The following is an 18,690-nucleotide window of genomic DNA, read 5'->3' as shown; positions in this document are numbered from 1 at the left end:
AGACAGTAACCATAGTGCCAATCCGATGAGGATCGGCAGGCCGAGCTGAACAATAAGTGACCCTCCCTACAGAATCCAGCGCTGGCGCTGATGCATCTCCAGCGTCAGCAGATGCTGGATGGCCGGTCCAGGCAGGATGGCGGTAGTGACCTGCAGAGCGGGATCGCTCCTCGTGAAATCTCCGTGCACCAACTCGATCCGGCCCTGCTCTTCCAGCACCTTACCACCCGCATGCTGACTGATCTGCCATACACGCAGCGCGTTGCCTGACATAGACGGTCCCTGATCCGTCTCCAATTCACTGCACCTTTCCTTGGAACCCTGTAACTTTCAAAAAAAAAGAGGAACAGCCCTTCGTCTTCAGCCCGCCAAGATCAGGTCAGTGCTAGCCGAGAATTGGAGGTCTTATTGGCTGTCACAAAGAGGGGAGGGTCTCCGTCTGCTTTGTGTCATCGCCCAAAAACAACCCTTTTCGGGAGGAGATATGAAGCAGACAGATGTCGTGATCATAGGAGGCGGCCTGACGGGACTGACCGTCGCCACTTATGTAGCGCGGGCCGGCCTCCAGGCAGCCGTCTTTGAAAAGGCGGCCAGTATCGGCGGGCGCGCCGCCACCCAGGATCACCAAGGCTACAGCTTGAACCGCGGGGGGCATGCCCTCTATCCTGGCGGAGCAGCGACACGGGTCTTGCGCGAGCTTGCCATCAGCGTTCCTGCCGGCTCGCCGCGCAACGTTCAGGCGCTGCTCCAGGGCTAGTTTTTTCCCTATCCGGGCGACCCTGTCAGCTTGCTGAGCACGGCCCTGCTCAAAGGCCCAGAAAAATGGGAGCTGCTAGGGCTACTAGCCAGGCTGGCCATGCTGAAACCGCGCTCGCTGGCCTCCGTCAGTGTCCAAACCTGGATCGATCAACACGCCAGACATGAGCGTGTCCATCAGCTACTGCTTGCCAGCGCCCGCACACTGACCTACAGCGGCAATCTGGAGCTGATCAGCATGGAGCCATTTCTCACCCAGCTGCAGCTTTCGCTGAAACGGCCAGTGCGCTACATCGATGGGGGCTGGCAGACACTGGTCACAGGACTGCGCCGCACGGCAGAGCAGGCCGGCGTCCATCTCCATCCAGGGACACGCGTGGAGGCGGTTCTTCAGAACGACGGACGCGTTCGCGGCATCGAGCTGAGCGATGGGCGTTTCTATGAGGCGCGGGCCGTGGTGCTGGCCACTGAGCCGGCTGATGTCACTCGACTGGTGGACGATCCTCTGCTAAAACAGCGTCTGACGAGGCTGACGCCAGTTGTGGTGGCCTGTCTCGACGTGGCCCTGCAGAGCCTGCCGCGTCCCGACCGACCAGTTTCCCTGGACCTTGATCAGCCCCGCTTCTACTCGGCTCAATCACTCTTTGCTCACGTTGCGCCAGCCGGCGGCGCAGTCCTGCACGCCGTCCGCTACCTTGACCCGACAGCCCCCGGTGACGCTCGGGAGCACGAGCGCGAGCTAGAGGCGCTGCTCGATCTGGCACAGCCTGGCTGGCGCGCTCTTGCGGTCAAGCGCTTCTTTCTGCCCCATATGCAGGTGACGGGAGCCACCCCGACCGCCGGCAGTAAGGGCCTCGCTGGCCGTCCCGAGCCACGGGTGGAGCATATCGGCGGCCTCTACCTGGCAGGCGACTGGGTTGGCCAGGAGGGCTACCTCGCCGATGCCAGCTTCGCCAGCGCACACCAGGCGGCGCGGTTACTGCTCACCGACCTGACCGGCCAGCAGCAGGCGGCCACTGGCCGGTCAGGGCCAGAGCTGGCTGCCTAGATACGATATGATACACTAATACACGTGTCTGTGTCTCGTTCTCTTAGAGGTCCGAGGCACAGACACCTACCGCCCAGGCTTCGCCCGGCAGTAGACTATCATCTGCCAGACCGAGATCGCGCATGACAAAGACAAGCGAGGAGACAGCTCACATTTTCCAAGAGTATCGGGTCCTGCTCTTCTCCATCGCCTACCGCATGCTAGGCGAGGCAAGTGCAGCCGAGGATATCGTACAGGAGGCCTTCGTGCGCTGGCTGCAGGCCGATGAGCAGGCAGTGGAGTCACCGCGCGCCTACCTGACCACCGTTGTTGTGCGGCTGTGTATCGACCAGCTGCGCTCCGCCCGAGCGCGGCGCGAGGTCTACGTCGGCCCGTGGCTGCCAGAGCCGCTGGCAACCGGGCAGTATCCTGAGCTGGTTGCCACGGCAGAGCTGGCGGAATCGCTCTCCTTTGCCTTCTTGCTGATGCTGGAGAAGCTCAGCCCCCGCGAACGGGCTGTCTTGCTGCTGCGCGAAGTCTTTGACTACGAATACTCGGAGATTGCTGCGATTCTCGGTACTAATCCGGCCAGCTGCCGGCAGCTGCTGCATCGCGCCCACCAACGCCTGGACGGGAACGAACGACGCTTTCAGGTTCCACGCGCTCAACAGGAGCGGCTCACGGTCCAGTTCCTGCGCGCCACCGCCGAGGGCGATATCGAGAGCCTGCTTGGCCTGCTTACCGATGAGGCCATCTTTATCGCCGATGGCGGCGGCAAGGTCAAGGCCGCGCTGAAGCCGATCCAGGGAGCAAAGCGCGTGGCGCGCGGCATGCTCGGCGCGCTACGCAAGTGGTTTCCGCCGGAGCTGCAGCCACTGCTCTCCGAGGTCAACGGACAACCGGCGATTGTCGGCCTGGCCCAGGGCAAAGCGGTAGGGGTCGTCCTCCTGGAGCCGGAAGGGGAACGCATCAGGCGCATCTATGGCGTGGTCAACCCGGAGAAGCTGCAGCGGCTGGCAGAAGGACAGCTTCGCTTCCCCTCTATCAGCCACTAGCTCTCACCCCTCCCTGCCAATGCAGGGCACCGAGACCCCTCTAGAGAGCAGATGTCCAGGCCTGCCCAGAAACAGTCGTTCCCTCTCCGCAGCTCAGCTCTCTAGCTCTCCAACCCTACGATGCCCAGATAGCGCTGGAATATATAGTCTTTCAGACCCAGGAAGACGCGAATGTTTGGCAGCCGGGAGAGAGACCAGGAGACGTTTTTCTTGTCCCACTTCTTAATGGTCAGAGAGGTGCCGTCGATGGTGATGTCGAGCATCTCGCTCCAGAGGAGTGTGCTGTCTTTATAGCTCAGTCCTGCGCGGTTAACGCTCACCTCACCAAAGCGAACGGTCTCACCAGCTTCGAAGGCCGCAATCGCCTGGGGCAAGAGGCAACTGCAGATCCGCTCTTCCAGGAGGCTGATCATCTCTGGCATTTTTACCACATTAAAATTGAATCTCAGCTTTTTACCTCCCTGAAACTCTAGTTCATATAATATCTTGATTTCTGTATAGTCGACAAAGCTATCACTTACAGCAATTATGTGCATCTCTCGCTTTACTTCTAGCCAGAGGGCCGTAATCTGGTCCCAACGGTAGGCTATAAGACGCCGGCCCTCTTTATAGACGAATCCTCTATCGTACACATAGATCCCCCATGACTTGCGGGTCCGATACAGAAGCAAGGCCAGCAGGAAGAAGGGCGAAGACAGTATAAGCAGCACACCTGCTATGAATAGCGACAGAATAAAGCACTCATATAGTGTTTCAAGTATATTATTGTGATCAATAATAAGCTTAATAACCAGGTAAGATAAAAACATATACAGCAGGATTTTTCCTACACCCAGATAATCTTCAAACCCAGCGAGAGCCGAGGGTCGGTAGTGCCGTTGGGGCAGGCCCAAATCGGCGCGTTGGGCCTGCTGCTTCACATCAGCTGGAACCAGGAGAGGCTGCTGAGTCTGCTCATGAGGAGACTGTAACATCGGGGATCACCTGCCCTTTTTCTCTCCAGGGGACAGCAGGTTCGCTACTTTGTTTTGTTGTTCCCAGGTACCTGGATCGAGCAATAAGGGGGTCTGCTACCTCTTCATTAAAGAGAACGACTGCAGGAGATCTTTTTTGCGGTTCCCGATTCCTCAAATAAGGTTACTCATAGCAGGACATCATGAGTTCGAACAGCTATCCGCGATCAACCAATGCGATCGGAGTCAGAGCGTCTAGCGATCGGCAGGCGTCTCCGCCGCCTGCGCTGAGCGCAGCATTTTTGCAATGGAATCGCCAAGGATATGGAACACGAGATCCGCACAAAAGTGGCCCAGCATCGCCGCCTCAAGACCATAGCGCCAGAAGAGATAGCCGAAGGCCACGCCGACAACGCCGTTGAGAAGAATAGCCCGCCCGATCAAGAGCGGGGTCAACCTGGCCAACGCAGCCGTGGTAGGCAGATGGCCCAGGCCAAAGAGCACCGCCGCCAAGACAGCGGCCAACCAGAACGCCCCTGGCGCTGGCTCACCTCCTGGCAGATGCCAGACGAAACCCAACAGCCAGGCGAACAACGAGAGGAGGAAGAGACGACATAACAGCTCTTCAGCAATGCCTCCGTAAAAGCAGGTCAGGAAACGCTTCCAGAGCGCCGGGATTGGCAAGGCCGTGCGTATGGCCTCCGGCAACCGTGGCCAGAACACCAGCATCTCCAGCACGAGCAGCAGCGCGGCAGGTCCCAGGCCCAACAGCAGCGCCGGCCCAACGAGCGCCTGCGCTTGCGCCGTCACCGCCTTACCCGCCAGCAGTCCCTCCAGCAAGGGAGCGCCCAGGCCAATACGATGGGCAAGAGGCAGACCCAGGCCCACCGCTACCACCAGCAGCACAGCACTTTGCAACCACTGCAGCAACAGCAGCACCCACAAGGGACGCCGCAGGCGCTCCTGCGCCTGTTTGAAAGCCTGACTATTCAGCTCGAGCAGATAGGGAGTGAGACAGGCAACACTGACGAATGCCGCGCCGGTCAGGACGGCGAACTCAACCCAAGGGAAAGAGAAGTTCAACATCGGACCATCTCGTCTACGTATTTACAGCAGGCGTTCTAATTATAGCATATAGCAATAGGACCCACCAGAGCCAAGGCCCCTATCCAGCGTCACGGCTGCATTTCATCCAAACCATTAAAGACGCAAAGGCTGCCTCGAAGGGCAGCGCTATAGCTAGCACTGCCGGCTTCGAGACAGCCCAACAAGAGTGGTCCAGGTAGAGGCAGATAGAAACAGCTGATGCCGCAAACCGCGGGCGCTAGCTCCCGGACCGTTAGACGACGCTGCAGCTGCGCCCGTTCAGAGTGAAGGCTGTTGGACTGGCATTGCTGCCGTTCCAGGTTCCGTTGAAGCCAGGCGAGGAGCTGAGCGTAGCCCCCGGCGGAATCGAAGCGTTATACGACAGATTCGTAATGGTCACGGTGCTCCCTGACTGCGTGTAGGAGCCGTTCCAGAGTTGGGTGATCGTCTGGCCGCTCGGGAAGGTGAACTGCAGCGTCCAGCCGTTGATAGCCGTACTTCCAGTATTAGTAATGGTGAGACTCGCGCTAAAGCCGCCCGGCCACTGGCTGGTGACCGCATAATGCACAGCACAGCTCAGGCTGGCCGTTGCCGTCGGCGTCGGGGTCGGTGTAGCCGGCGACGGCGTTGCCGTCGCGGTCGTCGTCGGTGTTGGGGCCACCGTCGGCGTCACGGTGGGACTGGGTGTCGGCGTTGGAGTAGCCGTTGCCGCGCTGCCCGGTGTAAAAACAACCGTCGTCAACGTATAGGGCGAGATCGATATACTAGGCAGCGGCGAACCCGAAACGCTCGTCGAGCTGATAGCGCTGCTAGTGGGACCATAGGAGTAGACGCGCGCGCTGCTGGCGGCAGTGTAGCCATTGAGCGAGAAGGTCACATTATAGGTATTGCTCGGGTCCTTATTGATCAGCAGTACCGCCAGATTGCCATTGGCCTGGCGCACCGCATGCACGGCCACCAGCGTCTGACTGGACGAAGAGGAAACCATCGTATCGCCGGCATTGCCCAGGTAGGAGAGCATCTGCAGGCCATAGTAAGCCGGGAAAGGCGTATCGGCAGCTGGCTCACACGGCCCACCACTGATACAGCCACCGTTCGCCAGCACGCCGTAGTCGCCATACTGGGCCGAGCCGTAGAGAGACGAGCTGGTATTGCCGGCCACCGGGCCATTGTGCAGCGTCCACCAGTCGACGTTCGTCACACCGTTCTCCAGCCAGGTCATATAATCATCGTCCTCATAGAGGGCGTTGACAATGCTGACCGTCTGCTTACCGGGATTAGAAGAGACCGAATTGGTCTCAGTCAGCAGGATCTGGACGGCGCTGGCATGGGAGCCACAATACTGCGATAGCTCTGAGCGCAAGGTTGAAACCATGCTGGGAATCTGGCTGGTCGAAGCCAGCAGACCCGAGTCCGACTCATTGCCTGGATTCTGCGGGTACCAGTGAATGATGACGAAGTCGATAGCAGAACAGGCCGTTGACAGAACGGTCTGGTTCCAGGGCTGAGGCGAGGCGGAATTAGTCACGCCGTCGGGCCAGTTGCCGGGCGTCGTTAGCACGGCCCCAACCTTGATCGTGGGATCAACAGCCTTCATCGCCTGGCTGTAGGCAACAACGTTGTTGGCGTAAGCCGCCGGGGTATGCGGATTGTTATTGTACTCCCAGCTGGCCCCATAGGTGCCATCGCCATAGACCTCGTTACCGATCTCCCAGTACTTGATTCCATAGGTATGACCGGTACTGCTGGCTCCCGCGTAGGTGGGCACAGGGCCGTTGTAGCCAGGCCCTCCCTTGTTAGCATACTGGACCCAGCCGGCGGCTTCCGAGGGCGTACCAGCACCGTAATCGACGGTGATGATCGGCTGGGCCCCCACGGACTGCACCAGGCTCATAAAGGCATCAAAGGTATTGTTGGGATCAAGCCCGCCCTGGCCGGGGACCAGGGAATTCGTTTGCCAGTGGTAGACATCGGAGGTCGAGCCACCCGGAAAGCGCAGCATGCCGATGCCAGCGTTCTTGATATCGGTGCTGGCCGCGCTATCCAGCAGATTGCTATCCCAGACGGCGGTGTTAAGGCCACGGCTCAGTGCGGTCAACGTTCCCAGGGACTGGTTGGCATTGACCGTGACTTGAACGCTGCCGGCAGCTGCCACATGGCGCGCGCCAAGTGGATTGAGCAGCACGAGCGCCGAGATGAGCAGGCAGAGCAACAGAGCACAGATGCCCGCTGCCCGCCACCAGTGAGGCCGGGATACACCTAGACGTGCAAACATCGCGGACATTCCCCTTGTAGATCCCTCCTTGCCTTGAGCAGCGCCTGCCGCGACAACGGACAGGAAGACGAGGGATGGATTTGTGTTTTTCACGGCCTCACCATAGTTCAGGTCTGCTGGGCAGATCAACGACAGACGATGAGCATCTGGACAGCAGCCCTCCCTGGCCTCCTCATGACGATCCCTTTCCTGTTGCTATCTCGCTCCTCTTTCCTCAGACGGTCAACCAACCCCGGCCACAGCACGAATCGTCTCTGCCTTCGGCACGAGCCAGTCACCTCTCCCGTGACGCCTGACCTCTGCAGGGCCTGGCACGTGGCCCGCAAACAACAGCCGACCTCCCTGCCCATGACTTTCAGATCAGGCAAGAGAGCGTCTCTGGATGCTATACTGATAGAGCGGCTCCAGTGAGGCCGCCATTGGCTCTGGCCACGGTAAGCGAGCAGGTGAGTCTGGCCCCAAGCGAAACGCCCAAGCCCAAGCAGTGATCACCCATCCATCAGCACAGCAGGAGGAAGAAAGCATCATGGAGATCCGCCGGAGCGGCTCTCAGCCATCGCAGCGAGGACCAGCCGAGCATTTCACGGGTAACGTGCGTATTGATCCACTGTTCGAAGCCCGGGAACCTGGGCGCGTGCGAGCTATCAGCGTGACTTTCGAGCCGGGCGCCCGTACGGCCTGGCACAGCCATCCGTGTGGGCAGATCCTGATCGTGATCGCCGGCTGTGGGCGGGCCCAGCGCTGGGGTGGTCCGATCGAAGAGATTCGTCCAGGCGATGTCGTCTGGTTCGCAGCCGGTGAGAAGCACTGGCACGGCGCCGCCCCCACAACGGCGATGACGCACATCGCTATTCAAGAGCAGCTCAATGGACGCACAGCCGACTGGATGGAGCCGGTCAGCGACGAGCAATATCAAGGAGAGGCATAAGCTGCCCTCTCGCCTGCCTTCCGGTCTTCCTCTCCAGGATTGCCAGAGCCGACAGATGTGATAGACTGAACGAAGCAGGGCGTCGCGACCCAGGGAGAGCAAGCAGCCGCCCTGCCCTGGTCGACGCGCCGTCACCGTGACCAACGAAGAGGGGAGGCAAACCACCGCTGACTAACGACGAGCATCTTCAGCCTCAGCTCGCCCGGCGCTCAGCCAGCGAGTTGGCCGCCATCTGGAGTACTGTACATACACCGCGTCTACTGCTTCGGCGCCTGCGGGCTGAGGACGGGCCAGCCATGTTTCGCGTGCATGGCGATCCGGCCACCTACCAGTACAGCCCGGAGAGCGTCCACCGCTCTCTGGCCAGTAGTGAGGCCATGCTGCGCCTCTGTCGGCATCACTGGGCCAGGCACGGCTTCGGCTACTGGGCCATAGAGCTAGCCAGGGATCAGACGATCATCGGCTTTGGAGGGCTGGAACAGCAGTGCTGGCGGGAGCACACCGTTCTTAACCTCTACTACCGTCTAACGCCGAGTGCCTGGGGCCACGGTTACGCCACGGAGATGGCCCGCACGGCCCTGCAGCTCGCCCGGGATCATCTGCCCCAGCTACCGGTCATCGCGCGCATCAGAGCTGCCAACCTGCCATCTCAACAGGTCGCGCTCAAGATTGGCCTGCACAGGCTTCCTGAAGAGCTGGAGGAGCCGGGTTACTATATTTTCGCTTCCGAATACAGCGGCTGGTAGGCGAAAGCAAGCTGCCACGAGAGAATGATGCATTCTGCTCTTGCATCCTGGCCGGCAGAGCGAATATCCTGGTAATGGAGGATCGTGGGGTTCGCGCGCAGACAGGCTCTGGCCGGCGGGCCGACCGGGCAACCGGAGCAGAGCAACGACCAGACGACCAGAAAGGAAGCGTTCTCAGACCGGATATGGAGCAAACCGCAAGGACGCGTCTCTCTCTCGCACCGCGTCGACGTTATGCACGGCTGGCCGTCGCCCTTTTTTTCTTTCTCAACGGCGTGCTGCTGGCGACCTGGGCGGCCCGCATTCCCGCCGTTCAGGCCCAGCTCTCCCTTGCTCCGGCAGCCCTGGGCACGGCGCTCTTCAGCGGGGCGGTTGGGGCTCTGGCTGGCATGAATGGCGGCGGCTATCTGGTCGCACGCTATGGCAGCCGGCTGGTCGTCATCCTGGCCACGATGAGCCTCTGCCTCATGCTGGTCCTGATTGCATTCGTGCCCTCTCTGCCATTCCTGATCATGGCCCTGGCTCTGCTAGGGGCCAGCTCCGGGGCAATGGACATCTCGATGAATACGCAGGGCGTGGCCGTTGAGCATCTCTACGGGCGCCCCATCCTCAACTCTTTCCACGCCTGCTACAGCCTGGGTAGTCTGGGAGGCGCCCTGGTGGGAGGCCTGATCGCTGGCTGGAACATTCCCTTGCCAGCCCACTTCGGCGGCATCGCCCTCGCTGGAGCCATCCTGGCCTTCGGTGCCATACCAGCCCTTCTGCCCTCTTTCAGCGACCAGGGCGCACGTCAAGAAGAGGGAGGTACCCGAGTAATCTTTGCTCGCCCGACACGGGCCACCCTGGCCCTGGGGCTGATCGCCTTCTGCTCTCTCTTCGGCGAGGGCGCCATGGCCGACTGGAGCGCCCTCTACCTGAACAGCAACCTGCACAGCGGGGCCGGCCTGGCTCCTACCGGTTACGCCGCCTTCTCCATCATGATGATGGTCAGCCGTGGTGTAGGTGATACGCTCACGGCCCGTCTGGGAGCGGGCTGGATGATACGCTGTGGGGGACTGCTGGCGGCCTGTGGTCTGGCGCTCGTCCTGCTGACGCCCTGGCTGCCGCTGGCCTTACTCGGCTTTGCCCTCATCGGCAGCGGCCTTGGCGTTACCTTTCCTCTGACCCTCAGCGCCGCCGGACGCCTTGCAGGCCAGGGCCAGGCCACCAGCACAGCTCTGGCCGCCGTGGCCACCTGCGGCTACACCGGTCTCATGGCTGGCCCCCCGACCATCGGCTTCATGGCCAGCCTTCTGGGCCTGCGCCTCGCCCTCGGCCTCATCGTCCTCCTGAGCCTGGGCATCAGCCTCATGGCTGGCGCCGCGGACAAACCCTCGCGCTCTCCTTCACCACGTGCTCCACATAGCCAAAAAGCCGAGGTAGAGCGCTCCGCTGCTGAGCCTCCTCCAGGAACATAAGCCCCCCCTCTTCTTCACCTGTCCCATCTGCCAGCCACAAGCAAATAGATCAAAGGCTGAGCCATTCTTGAGACTTTCTAGAGTCTCGTCTGCTATCCTCTTGGAGGGGAGGTCTACCCTCCCCATTCCTCACCAGTCAAGCCGGAGAGACTTTTTGCGCAGAAAGAGCACCTTCAGTGAACACCACGAGTGAGGACCCGGACCAATGCGTCATGCTTTGCGACCATCATTATCCCGCCAGCGAACCTGGTGCTGGCTCGCTGTGGCACTCTTACTGGCAGGGCTGCTACCGGCCTGCGTCAGCGGCGCCCCTCAGCCTCCGACGCCACCGGCACAGGGTATCCATCTTATCCAGCACGTCATTATCATCATGCAGGAGAATCGCTCCTTCGACAGCTATTTTGGTACCTTCCCGGGAGCCGACGGCATCCCCATGCGTAACGGCGTCCCCACAGTCTGTGTACCCGACCCGGCCACCAGGCAATGCGTTAAGCCCTATCATGATACACAGGACCTCAATGGTGGCGGCCCACATGGAGCCGCGAACGCGCGCGCTGATATTGACGGCGGTAAGATGGATGGCTTCATTGGCCAGGCCGAGCAAGGCCGCCGCGGCTGTGGGCAGACTTTGAATCCGATCTGCAGTGGAACCCAGCCAGAGGATGTCATGGGCTACCACGACGCTCGCGAGATCCCGAACTACTGGACCTATGCCCATGATTTCGTCCTGCAGGATCACCTCTTTGAATCGGTGGCCTCCTGGAGCCTGCCCTCGCATCTCTACCTTGTCTCAGCCTGGTCCGCTCGCTGCCGCCGGGCCGGCGATCCCATGAGTTGCGTCAACAACATTCAGGGACCGGTCAGTACGAAACAGGCAGCTCCCGGCAAAGCCGACTATGCCTGGACAGATCTCACCTACCTGCTCTACCAGCACCATGTCAGCTGGGCTTACTATCTGGATCAGGGAGCTGAGCCTGATTGCGAAGATGACCAGATGATCTGCACTCCACAGCCACAACAGGTGCACGTACCCGGCATCTGGAACCCGCTTCCCAACTTCGATACCGTCAAGCAGGATCACCAGCTTGACAACATCGAGGACCTGTCAAACTTCTTTACAGCCGCCCGTGAGGGGAAGCTCCCTAATGTCTGCTGGATCGTGCCTAACAGCAAGGATAGCGAGCATCCCCCGGCGCTGGTCAGCACTGGCGAAGCCTACGTCACGCGACTCATCAACGCCGTCATGAGCAGCCCCGACTGGAAGAGCAGCGCTATCTTCCTGGCCTGGGACGATTGGGGAGGCTTCTATGACCATGTGGTGCCACCACACGTCGACGCCAACGGCTACGGACTGCGCGTCCCTGGCCTGGTGATCAGTCCCTATGCCAGACAAGGTTTTATCGATCACCAGACCCTGAGCTTCGACGCCTATCTGAAGTTCATCGAAGATGACTTTCTCAACGGGCAGCGCCTTAATCCCCAAACCGATGGGCGTCCCGACCCACGGCCCACAGTCCGCGAGCAAGTACCGATCCTGGGGAACCTGGTCGCCGACTTCGACTTTTCGCAGCCCCCGCGACCGCCGCTGCTGCTGACGCCCGTTCCTGGGCCAGTCCCGCTGACAGCCACGCCCTGATTCCCTCACCTCCTCAGTGGCCAGGCTTACACACCAGTCGAGCCACAATGGCAGGCCGGAGCCGGGGAAATCGACCCGACTTCTCCATCCCTGGGTCCCCCCGCTCCGGCCTGCCGGCCAGTTTCCGAAAGCCGATCCTCTTTCGGGCAATAGTCGCGGAGCCTTAGCGGTCCGGCGCCTTGTTGGTAGCCTGCTCAGCCTCCGGCTCTAAGAGTAAGGCCAGGAAAGCCTGGGTCGCAGGCGAGAGATGCCCCGCCCGACGCTGCACCAGATGCAAGGTCCGCTGGAGCGCGCCATCGCCAATGCGTACGGTACTCAGCCAGCCAGCGGTAACCTCAGCGGCAACCGCCGCCTGCGAAACGATTGCCACGCCCATATTGGCCGCTACAGCCCGCTTGAGCGCCTCATTGCTGCCGAGCTGCATCGTAACCGGGGGCTGAATTCCAGCCTGCTGAAAAGCCGCCTCAATCACGCTACGCGTTCCAGACCCGGGCTCGCGCCAAAGCAGCGTCACCTCACGCAGAGCGGCTAAGGGGACACTCTCCAGATGAGCCCAGGGATGCCAGGGAGGCACAATCAGCACCAGCTCATCCCGGCGATAAGGGGTCAGCAGCAGGCTCTCATCAAGCGCTTCGACACGGCTCTCGATCAGCCCCAGTTCACACCTACCAGTCCGTACCTCTTCATAGACTGCCTGGGAGTTCTCAATGGTCAATTCAATCTCGACGCGAGGATAGCGGCGGTGAAAGAGAGCCAGCGTGACAGGCAAGAGGTAATTGCCGATGGTCGTACTGGCAACCAGAGAGAGGCGGCCTGCTTCAATGCGATGCAGGCTTTCCAGGGCGTCCGCCGCCGCTTCAATTTCCGCCATGACCTTGCGGGCATGCTCTTCAAGGACCAGCGCCGCCTGGGTGGGCACCAGACGCTTACCAACCTGCTCAAAGAGCGCTAAGCCTAGCAGATGCTCCAACTCGTGGACTTGGGCCGAGACCGCCGGCTGACTCAGGTGCAGTTCTTCAGCAGCATGCGTGTAGTTACGGTGTCGCAGCACCGCCAGAAAGATACGCAATTGGTAGAGAGTTACATTGTGTTGCCAGTGCCTGACCATAAGTATGCTTTCAGTCAGTAAGAGTCGTCCAGGCGAGCAAGGCCGCCGTCCGGGGCAGGAATCTGGCCCCCTCCGATCGGAGGAAGCCAGCAAGCAGACAGCCTGTGCTCTTAGTCAGCCCAGACTTTTCCCGAGGGTTTCTCAAGGCTTTGCTTAGAGTATAGCATCTCTCGTCTGGCGAGCTGATACCGTCAGCACCGTCTCCAGGGCAGTTCTAGCCTTCCCTACCAGGCGCATCCCCTTTCCCAAGAGGAGAGTCTTCCCCCTGGCTCGAGCATGGGTAACCCTTAGCGACTGGTTCTGGTAGCTGACGCTTCCTGCCCCTAGACTTGAAGAAGAGCAAAGAAAGACTAGCTGAGATCCTGCTCCCTGTTGACCAGGCCAGCACTGATGGTCTTCTTCTATTCTTCAGCAGGAAAGAGACACAGCGGATCGAGTGAATCTATCATACAAGAGCAATAAAAGCCGAAGGAGCTGATGAACCTATGATTGATCTCCCAAGAACATCGCAGCGCCAACTCTCAACAGCAATGCCTGCCTGTCCGATCTGTCATCAGAGCAAAAGCGTCGTATCTGTACCGAAGCTTTACAAGCAGAGTCGGCAGCGCGAGGACCCACGGCTGGCTCCTCCAGCCCCACCACGCGAGCGCAGCTTTCTCCTCTGGCCCATTACCGTAGGGGGCATCACAGAGACCGTCACACTCATCGCCGTCATGCTGCTTTGCGCGAGCGGCCAATTCACTTTCCTGCAATACGCTCTGGCCGTGGTAGGCATCTGCATTCCCTTGCTGCTCTCAGGCTACGGCTTTGCCCGCCTGCTGACGGCAGAGCAGCAGAAAGCAGATCTGCTAGAGTGGGAAAAGGCCCTTGAGACCTGGAACCATTCCTTCATCTGCACAGCCGACCAGGTCATCTTTAGGCCAGCAGAGCAGCCGGAGACCAGACAGCCAGCGGCCAGGCAGTGGAGAGAGCAGCTGGCAGTTGCCACGGCCCTCTAACGAGAGAGGAATGAACAGACTGGCACGTCCACAGCAGGAGAGGAGAGGAGAGGAGAGGAGAGGAGAGGAGAGGAGAGGAGAGGAGAGGAGAAACGAGACGCTTGCGCCCACAGGCCCCGAGAGCACTGACAGAGCAGCGAGCCTGCACCTGCACAGCTCTCGCGGGGCCTCGTACTCTCTCTTTCTTTCTTCCAGCCTTCCTAGCCCAGCGGCAAGCAACCCCTAGCTAGGGATAGCTCACCAGGTAGGCATTCGTCGTGGTCGAATTTGAAGGGCCGCCAGTGTTGTTGATGATGTGCTGGATGGTCCCCACGCCGCCGAGCGAGACCGTCACCAGGTCGTGGAAGGTCACCCCCGCCGTATCGGGCACCTCAAAGGCGCGATCCGCCACAATCGAGGGATCGACATTGAAGTAGCAGTAGCTGCCCACGCCCCAGGCTTCATGACTGGTGACCGAGTTCGCCACCTTGTAGGCCGCATAGCCGCGCGTACTGCCGTTCATCCAGGCTGCCTGGTTGGGCGGATCATAAGGCATCTCGTTCTGGAAGAAGTAGGTGCGCCCACCATTGCCGTTCCAGATGACCTCGTACTGCTGATAGTGCTCGACGAAGAGGCCGTACATGGTCACGTTGTTGCCATTGACCACCAGCCCGTTGGCGGCAGGGTTGACGGTCCAGCCGACGCCGCTGCCGTGGTCAGCCCGCCACAGCCAGAGATCATCACCGATGACGTTATTGCTGTTGATCACCAGGCTCTGAGTGGCCTGACCGGGGCCAGCTCCGCCAATGCGGAAGAAGACATCACTGAGCACGGTTGGATTGGCGGCATGGTTCTGTGAGGAGCCGCTGGGGCCAACCTGGAGCAGCACCGGCGAGTTGACCGGACCGGCGTCAAAGAGGAGACCCGCGATTGAGACTCCATCAACGTCGGCCACGGTCATGGGAATGACCCCATTCTGCGGCACCAGCGTCGCCAGCCCCAGGCCCAGCACGACCGTGTTCGGGCGCGTGATGTTGATGGTGCCATTGAGCTGATAGACACCGGGGGTGAAAAGCAGGTTCAGACCTTGGGCCAGGGCATTGTTAATGGTGGCAACAGAGTCCCCCGGATGGGCGATGTAGAACTGGCTGATGGGAATCGAGGTACCTGCCGGCGTCCCATTGGCCCAGGTTGTCCCCTGACTATTGCTGCGCAGCGCTGGCACGAAGACGTAGTAGTTGCCGCTCTGGTCGACATAGAGGAAAGGCTTCTCCCGAATCACTGGCGTCTGGTTGACGACCGTCTCCGGCGGATTGGGGAAGCTCGGTGGCGGCGCGCCGTTGACTCCCACAAAGACCATGTTCCAGACGCCGCCGTTCCAGCTGCCAAGCTGGTCGTTGCGCGAGAACCACTGCTGCTGCGAGCCGGACTGTGTTTGACCGGTGACCAGGCTATCGGCAAGGAAGCCTCCGCTGGCCCAACCGCCATCCCAGAGCAGCAGATTGCCCTGGATGTCAACGCGGCGCAGCGGCGAGGCCTGAGCCGCGGCCCATTTGTTCCAGCCACCAGAGGGGATGATCTTGAGATTCTCGGCACCGCGCCAGAAGTTCTGCGTAGCGTTGCCGTTCATCCAGGCCGCATCGAGATTGACCGCTCCATTGATCACGACATCGTCGGGCGAGCGACCCAGTCCTAGCACTTGAGTGTAGAAGCCGACGTTGACCGTGACATTGTAGGTACCCGGCTTGAAGAGGAGAGCGTAGCGATTGGTGCCAAACTGGTTGGTCTGTTGCTGGCTGTAGATGGCGTCAAGAGTGCTCTGAATGGTCGAGCTGGGCATCGAGGGATCGAAAATGTAGACGTTCGGCCCGAAATTGGGCGTACCCGCTGGCGGGGTCCCCGTCGGGGTCGGGGTCGGAGATGGTGTAGAGGTAGGCGTGGGGGTAGGCGTGCCGCCCGCCGCTGGCAGGATCTCCAGCCCATTGACCTGGGCATTATCCACCACCGTGCTGAACTGGATTGTCAGCGTCCCGCTCGCCGAGGCCGTCACACTAAACTCCTTCACCACCGCCTTGTTCGCCCCTCCCGCCGCCGCATAAATGTCAAAGTTCGTCAACACCTGCTGCCCGTTGATGCTCACATTGAAGACCCGCTTGCCCGCCGCATTCCAGTACGTTTCAGCAAAGTGCAGCCGCACCGTGTAAGCCGCCCCCGCCGTCAGGTTCGGCACCGTGTAGGTAAAGTTGCCGTAGCGATTGCTCTGATAGACCGCCTGCGGCGCCGGGTTCGTCACCCCCGACGTATCAATCGCATTGCTCGTGCTGGCCGTCGTCCCTCCACTATAGTAGCTGTCCGCCATAAACGGCGCCACCGCCGGCCCACCTGCGTTGATCTGCACAGGTGCCTCCGCATGGGCATGAGGGGCCGAGTTCAGCGCTGGCAGCACGAGAAAGAGCGAGCAAATAGAGAGGAGGATTAGTAGACTCAAAAGACCTTGTTGCGCAATCCTGCGCCGTTGGTTCGCCCTGGGAGCATATGCGTCCATGACATCTCCTTTCTGAATGGTCGCTGCTGGCGGGAAGGATGAGAGACCCAGCCCAGTCCGGCCTTGCCCCATTCCACCAGTCATGTGCCGGGCCAGCCAGCAGATCAGTTAAGTCAGCCGTCCCACGAGTAAGCTGGTAGAGTAGCGGGCCGGCTGCTGCCCAGGCCTGCTACGTTCTGTCAAGACAATTGGACAAGAGGGGTCTCGCCTCCTTTCTGTGCTGTTCGGCCCGGCTAGCCCACCGGTTGCGGCGAGGGGGGCCAGCAGGCCGGGATCTCAGGCTTACCATTCTTTCGAAAGAAATCGAAATCGTTTTCCACAAGAAACTATACGGATTTGTCCTCTGCTTGTCAAGAGAGCGAGCCGAAGGGTTAGCAGCAATAGCGACAACAGAAGGGAAGGAGCCAGGGAAAGCACAGATGATTGCGCAGTGGCTGTGCTATAATAGGTCGGAAACTTTCAGAGGGGAGCAAGCACAACACAAGTCAATGGCAAGACGACACAACATCGACGGGCGCCCCACGATCGCCCAAATTGCCAGAATAGCGGGAGTTTCGGTTCCCACGGTCTCCAAAGTTCTGAACGGGCGGGCCGACGTCTCGCTACCGACGCGCGAGAAAGTCGAGCGTATTATCGAAGAGTACGGTTTTGTGCGCAACCGCGCGGCGCGAGCGCTGCGCAAAGGGAAGACTGGTCTGGTCGACCTGCTGTTGCCACGGCTGGACGACGAATACTATCTGCCCATCCTGGAGGGAGTAGCCCAGGTACTGCGCGAGGCTGGCCTGCGCCTGGTTTTGACGGCCACCGACTATAAGCCGGAGGAAGAGGTGCGCTGGATCACCACGGTCACCGACCATTCGACCGATGGCATCCTGGTGGTCCTCCCATCGGAGCGAGCCATCGAGCAGCTTGAGCGCTCGGGCCTGCCATTTGTTTTGATTCACAACCAGGGAGGTCTGCAGGCCACAGCGCCCTCGGTGCGCATCACGAGCTGGGAGGGAGGATTTGTCGCCACAACCTATCTGCTCCGGCTTGGCCACCAGCGCATTGCCTACATCGGCAAGACCTCCCCGGCCAGGGATGCCATCGAGCGCATTGCCGGCTACCGGGCCGCCTTAGATGCCGCTGGGCTGCCACTCATGCCTGAACTAGAGTGCGATGGCGATTTTACCGAAGCCAGCGGCTATCAGGCTACCCTGCGCTTGCTAGAGCTGCCCGAGCCACCCACGGCGATCTTCGCCGGCAACGATCGCCAGGCGGCTGGCGTCTACCGGGCCCTGCATGAGCGCGGGCTGGTCGTCCCTGAGCAAATGAGCGTGGTGGGCTTCGATAATCTGCCCTATACCGAGATCATGAACCCACCGCTGACGACTATTCACGCGCCCCGCCTGGAGCTAGGCCGAACGGCGGCGACGATGCTGCTACGCCTCATCAATGGTGAGCAGCTGGAGATGCCACGCGTGGTGCTGCCAACACATCTGGTGGAACGTCAGTCGTGCTCTCCACCGCGCCAGCAGCAGGAATAAAGCGATCCCGGAGAGTCGAGCCGGGCAAAGAGGCCCGCGCTCCCTCTCATCCCCAAGGAGAGATGGACGCAGGACCCGCAACAGTGCGCGACAGGGGCGGGCAGTCCCGCATGTTCCTCAGAGGATGGAGAGATAGAGGCCGCGGCGCTTGCGCTCGCTTTTTTCGAAAAAAAGCATTGATGGTTTCATCCCCCTTGACAGAGAGCCGCGAATTCTCTATATTCAAGACAAAGTCTTCGATATTGATTTCGCAAATTTTCGAAAAGAAAGGGGGGAGAACTGCGCGCTGCCCCCTCCCTGGAGACAGGCGAGGAGAGAGACCGAGCGCGAGATGAGCCGAGCGGAGCCGGCTTTTCGGCTCTGCCGACCTACCGCGATCTCATCCGATCGACCGACTTGTGCAGCAAAGAAGCAAGCAAAGGAGTTGTCATGGACGCACCTACTCCCAACGCAGCAAGGCAGCCTGAGTTACAGAGGTCGCCATCATCCTCGTCTCCGCCCTCGCCGCTGCCGCACCTGACTCGCTGGCTGCTGATTCTCACGCTGCTGTGCTCATGGAGTGCTTTAGCAGCGTTGCTGGTCCGGGCACCTGTAGCGCTGGCCGCTGCCCCCATA

13 protein-coding genes and 2 pseudogenes are annotated in these 18,690 nt (G+C 60.5%); 9 read left to right on the top strand and 6 right to left on the bottom strand.

Going from position 1 to position 18,690, the window contains the following annotated elements:
- Window positions 1-66: 66 nt before the first annotated feature.
- Window positions 67-273, bottom strand: coding sequence for a hypothetical protein (locus A4R35_RS23515; protein WP_146747318.1), 207 nt, complete (start codon window positions 271-273; stop codon window positions 67-69).
- Window positions 274-484: 211 nt separating this feature from the next.
- On the opposite strand from A4R35_RS23515, the pseudogene A4R35_RS23505 reads away from it, so the two are divergent.
- Both A4R35_RS23505 and A4R35_RS23500 read left to right on the top strand, forming a co-directional pair.
- Window positions 485-1,804: pseudogene (locus A4R35_RS23505) on the top strand (phytoene desaturase family protein).
- A 122-nt stretch (window positions 1,805-1,926) separates the two neighbouring features.
- The gene (locus tag A4R35_RS23500) at window positions 1,927-2,838 is read left to right on the top strand and encodes an RNA polymerase sigma-70 factor (protein ID WP_112433828.1); all 912 of its coding nucleotides are present in this window, start codon (window positions 1,927-1,929) and stop codon (window positions 2,836-2,838) included.
- A 101-nt stretch (window positions 2,839-2,939) separates the two neighbouring features.
- Here A4R35_RS23500 and A4R35_RS23495 read toward each other — a convergent pair whose 3' ends face one another.
- From A4R35_RS23495 to A4R35_RS23485, 3 genes are all read right to left on the bottom strand, one after another.
- Window positions 2,940-3,812 carry a DUF6585 family protein gene (locus A4R35_RS23495; RefSeq protein ID WP_112433826.1) on the bottom strand — a complete coding sequence of 291 codons (873 nt, stop codon included), beginning with the start codon at window positions 3,810-3,812 and terminating at the stop codon, window positions 2,940-2,942.
- Window positions 3,813-4,046: 234 nt separating this feature from the next.
- The gene (locus A4R35_RS23490; RefSeq protein WP_112433824.1) at window positions 4,047-4,877 is read right to left on the bottom strand and encodes a CPBP family glutamic-type intramembrane protease; all 831 of its coding nucleotides are present in this window, start codon (window positions 4,875-4,877) and stop codon (window positions 4,047-4,049) included.
- Between the two features lie 253 nt (window positions 4,878-5,130).
- The gene (locus tag A4R35_RS23485; RefSeq protein WP_223258470.1) at window positions 5,131-7,152 is read right to left on the bottom strand and encodes a cellulose binding domain-containing protein; all 2,022 of its coding nucleotides are present in this window, start codon (window positions 7,150-7,152) and stop codon (window positions 5,131-5,133) included.
- A 526-nt stretch (window positions 7,153-7,678) separates the two neighbouring features.
- Between A4R35_RS23485 and A4R35_RS23480 the strand changes: the two genes are divergently transcribed.
- The 4 genes from A4R35_RS23480 to A4R35_RS23465 all read left to right on the top strand — a co-directional run bounded on the left by A4R35_RS23480 (window position 7,679) and on the right by A4R35_RS23465 (window position 11,919).
- The gene (locus A4R35_RS23480) at window positions 7,679-8,080 is read left to right on the top strand and encodes a (R)-mandelonitrile lyase (RefSeq protein ID WP_112433820.1); all 402 of its coding nucleotides are present in this window, start codon (window positions 7,679-7,681) and stop codon (window positions 8,078-8,080) included.
- Window positions 8,081-8,301: 221 nt separating this feature from the next.
- Window positions 8,302-8,826: a GNAT family N-acetyltransferase gene (locus A4R35_RS23475; RefSeq protein WP_189362254.1), complete on the top strand. Its 525-nt coding sequence runs from the start codon at window positions 8,302-8,304 to the stop codon at window positions 8,824-8,826.
- A gap of 185 nt (window positions 8,827-9,011) precedes the next feature.
- A complete protein-coding gene (locus tag A4R35_RS23470) occupies window positions 9,012-10,283 on the top strand; it encodes an MFS transporter (protein ID WP_112433817.1) in 1,272 nt (423 codons plus the stop codon).
- Between the two features lie 205 nt (window positions 10,284-10,488).
- Complete coding sequence (locus A4R35_RS23465) at window positions 10,489-11,919, top strand: alkaline phosphatase family protein (RefSeq protein ID WP_112433815.1); 1,431 nt, start codon at window positions 10,489-10,491, stop codon at window positions 11,917-11,919.
- Window positions 11,920-12,082: 163 nt separating this feature from the next.
- Here the strand turns inward: A4R35_RS23465 and A4R35_RS23460 are convergent, their stop codons facing one another.
- On the bottom strand, window positions 12,083-13,027 hold the full coding sequence (locus A4R35_RS23460) for a LysR family transcriptional regulator (RefSeq protein WP_112433813.1): 945 nt from the start codon (window positions 13,025-13,027) through the stop codon (window positions 12,083-12,085).
- 485 nt (window positions 13,028-13,512) lie between these two features.
- Here A4R35_RS23460 and A4R35_RS23455 point away from each other — a divergent pair, with 485 nt between their 5' ends.
- Window positions 13,513-14,025 carry a hypothetical protein gene (locus A4R35_RS23455; RefSeq protein ID WP_112433811.1) on the top strand — a complete coding sequence of 171 codons (513 nt, stop codon included), beginning with the start codon at window positions 13,513-13,515 and terminating at the stop codon, window positions 14,023-14,025.
- Between the two features lie 226 nt (window positions 14,026-14,251).
- Here A4R35_RS23455 and A4R35_RS23450 read toward each other — a convergent pair whose 3' ends face one another.
- Window positions 14,252-16,402 carry a malectin gene (locus A4R35_RS23450; protein WP_189362252.1) on the bottom strand — a complete coding sequence of 717 codons (2,151 nt, stop codon included), beginning with the start codon at window positions 16,400-16,402 and terminating at the stop codon, window positions 14,252-14,254.
- 635 nt (window positions 16,403-17,037) lie between these two features.
- Here A4R35_RS23450 and A4R35_RS23445 point away from each other — a divergent pair.
- Window positions 17,038-18,075: a LacI family DNA-binding transcriptional regulator gene (locus tag A4R35_RS23445; RefSeq protein ID WP_112433807.1), complete on the top strand. Its 1,038-nt coding sequence runs from the start codon at window positions 17,038-17,040 to the stop codon at window positions 18,073-18,075.
- A 429-nt stretch (window positions 18,076-18,504) separates the two neighbouring features.
- Window positions 18,505-18,690: pseudogene (locus tag A4R35_RS24875) on the top strand (hypothetical protein); the annotation flags it as partial.

Origin of the sequence: Thermogemmatispora tikiterensis, assembly GCF_003268475.1 — a bacterium.
In the GTDB taxonomy this organism is placed as follows: Bacteria; Chloroflexota; Ktedonobacteria; order Ktedonobacterales; family Ktedonobacteraceae; genus Thermogemmatispora; species Thermogemmatispora tikiterensis.
The sequence above is the reverse complement of the archived record's forward strand: the minus strand, read 5'-3'. Positions and strand labels throughout refer to the sequence as shown.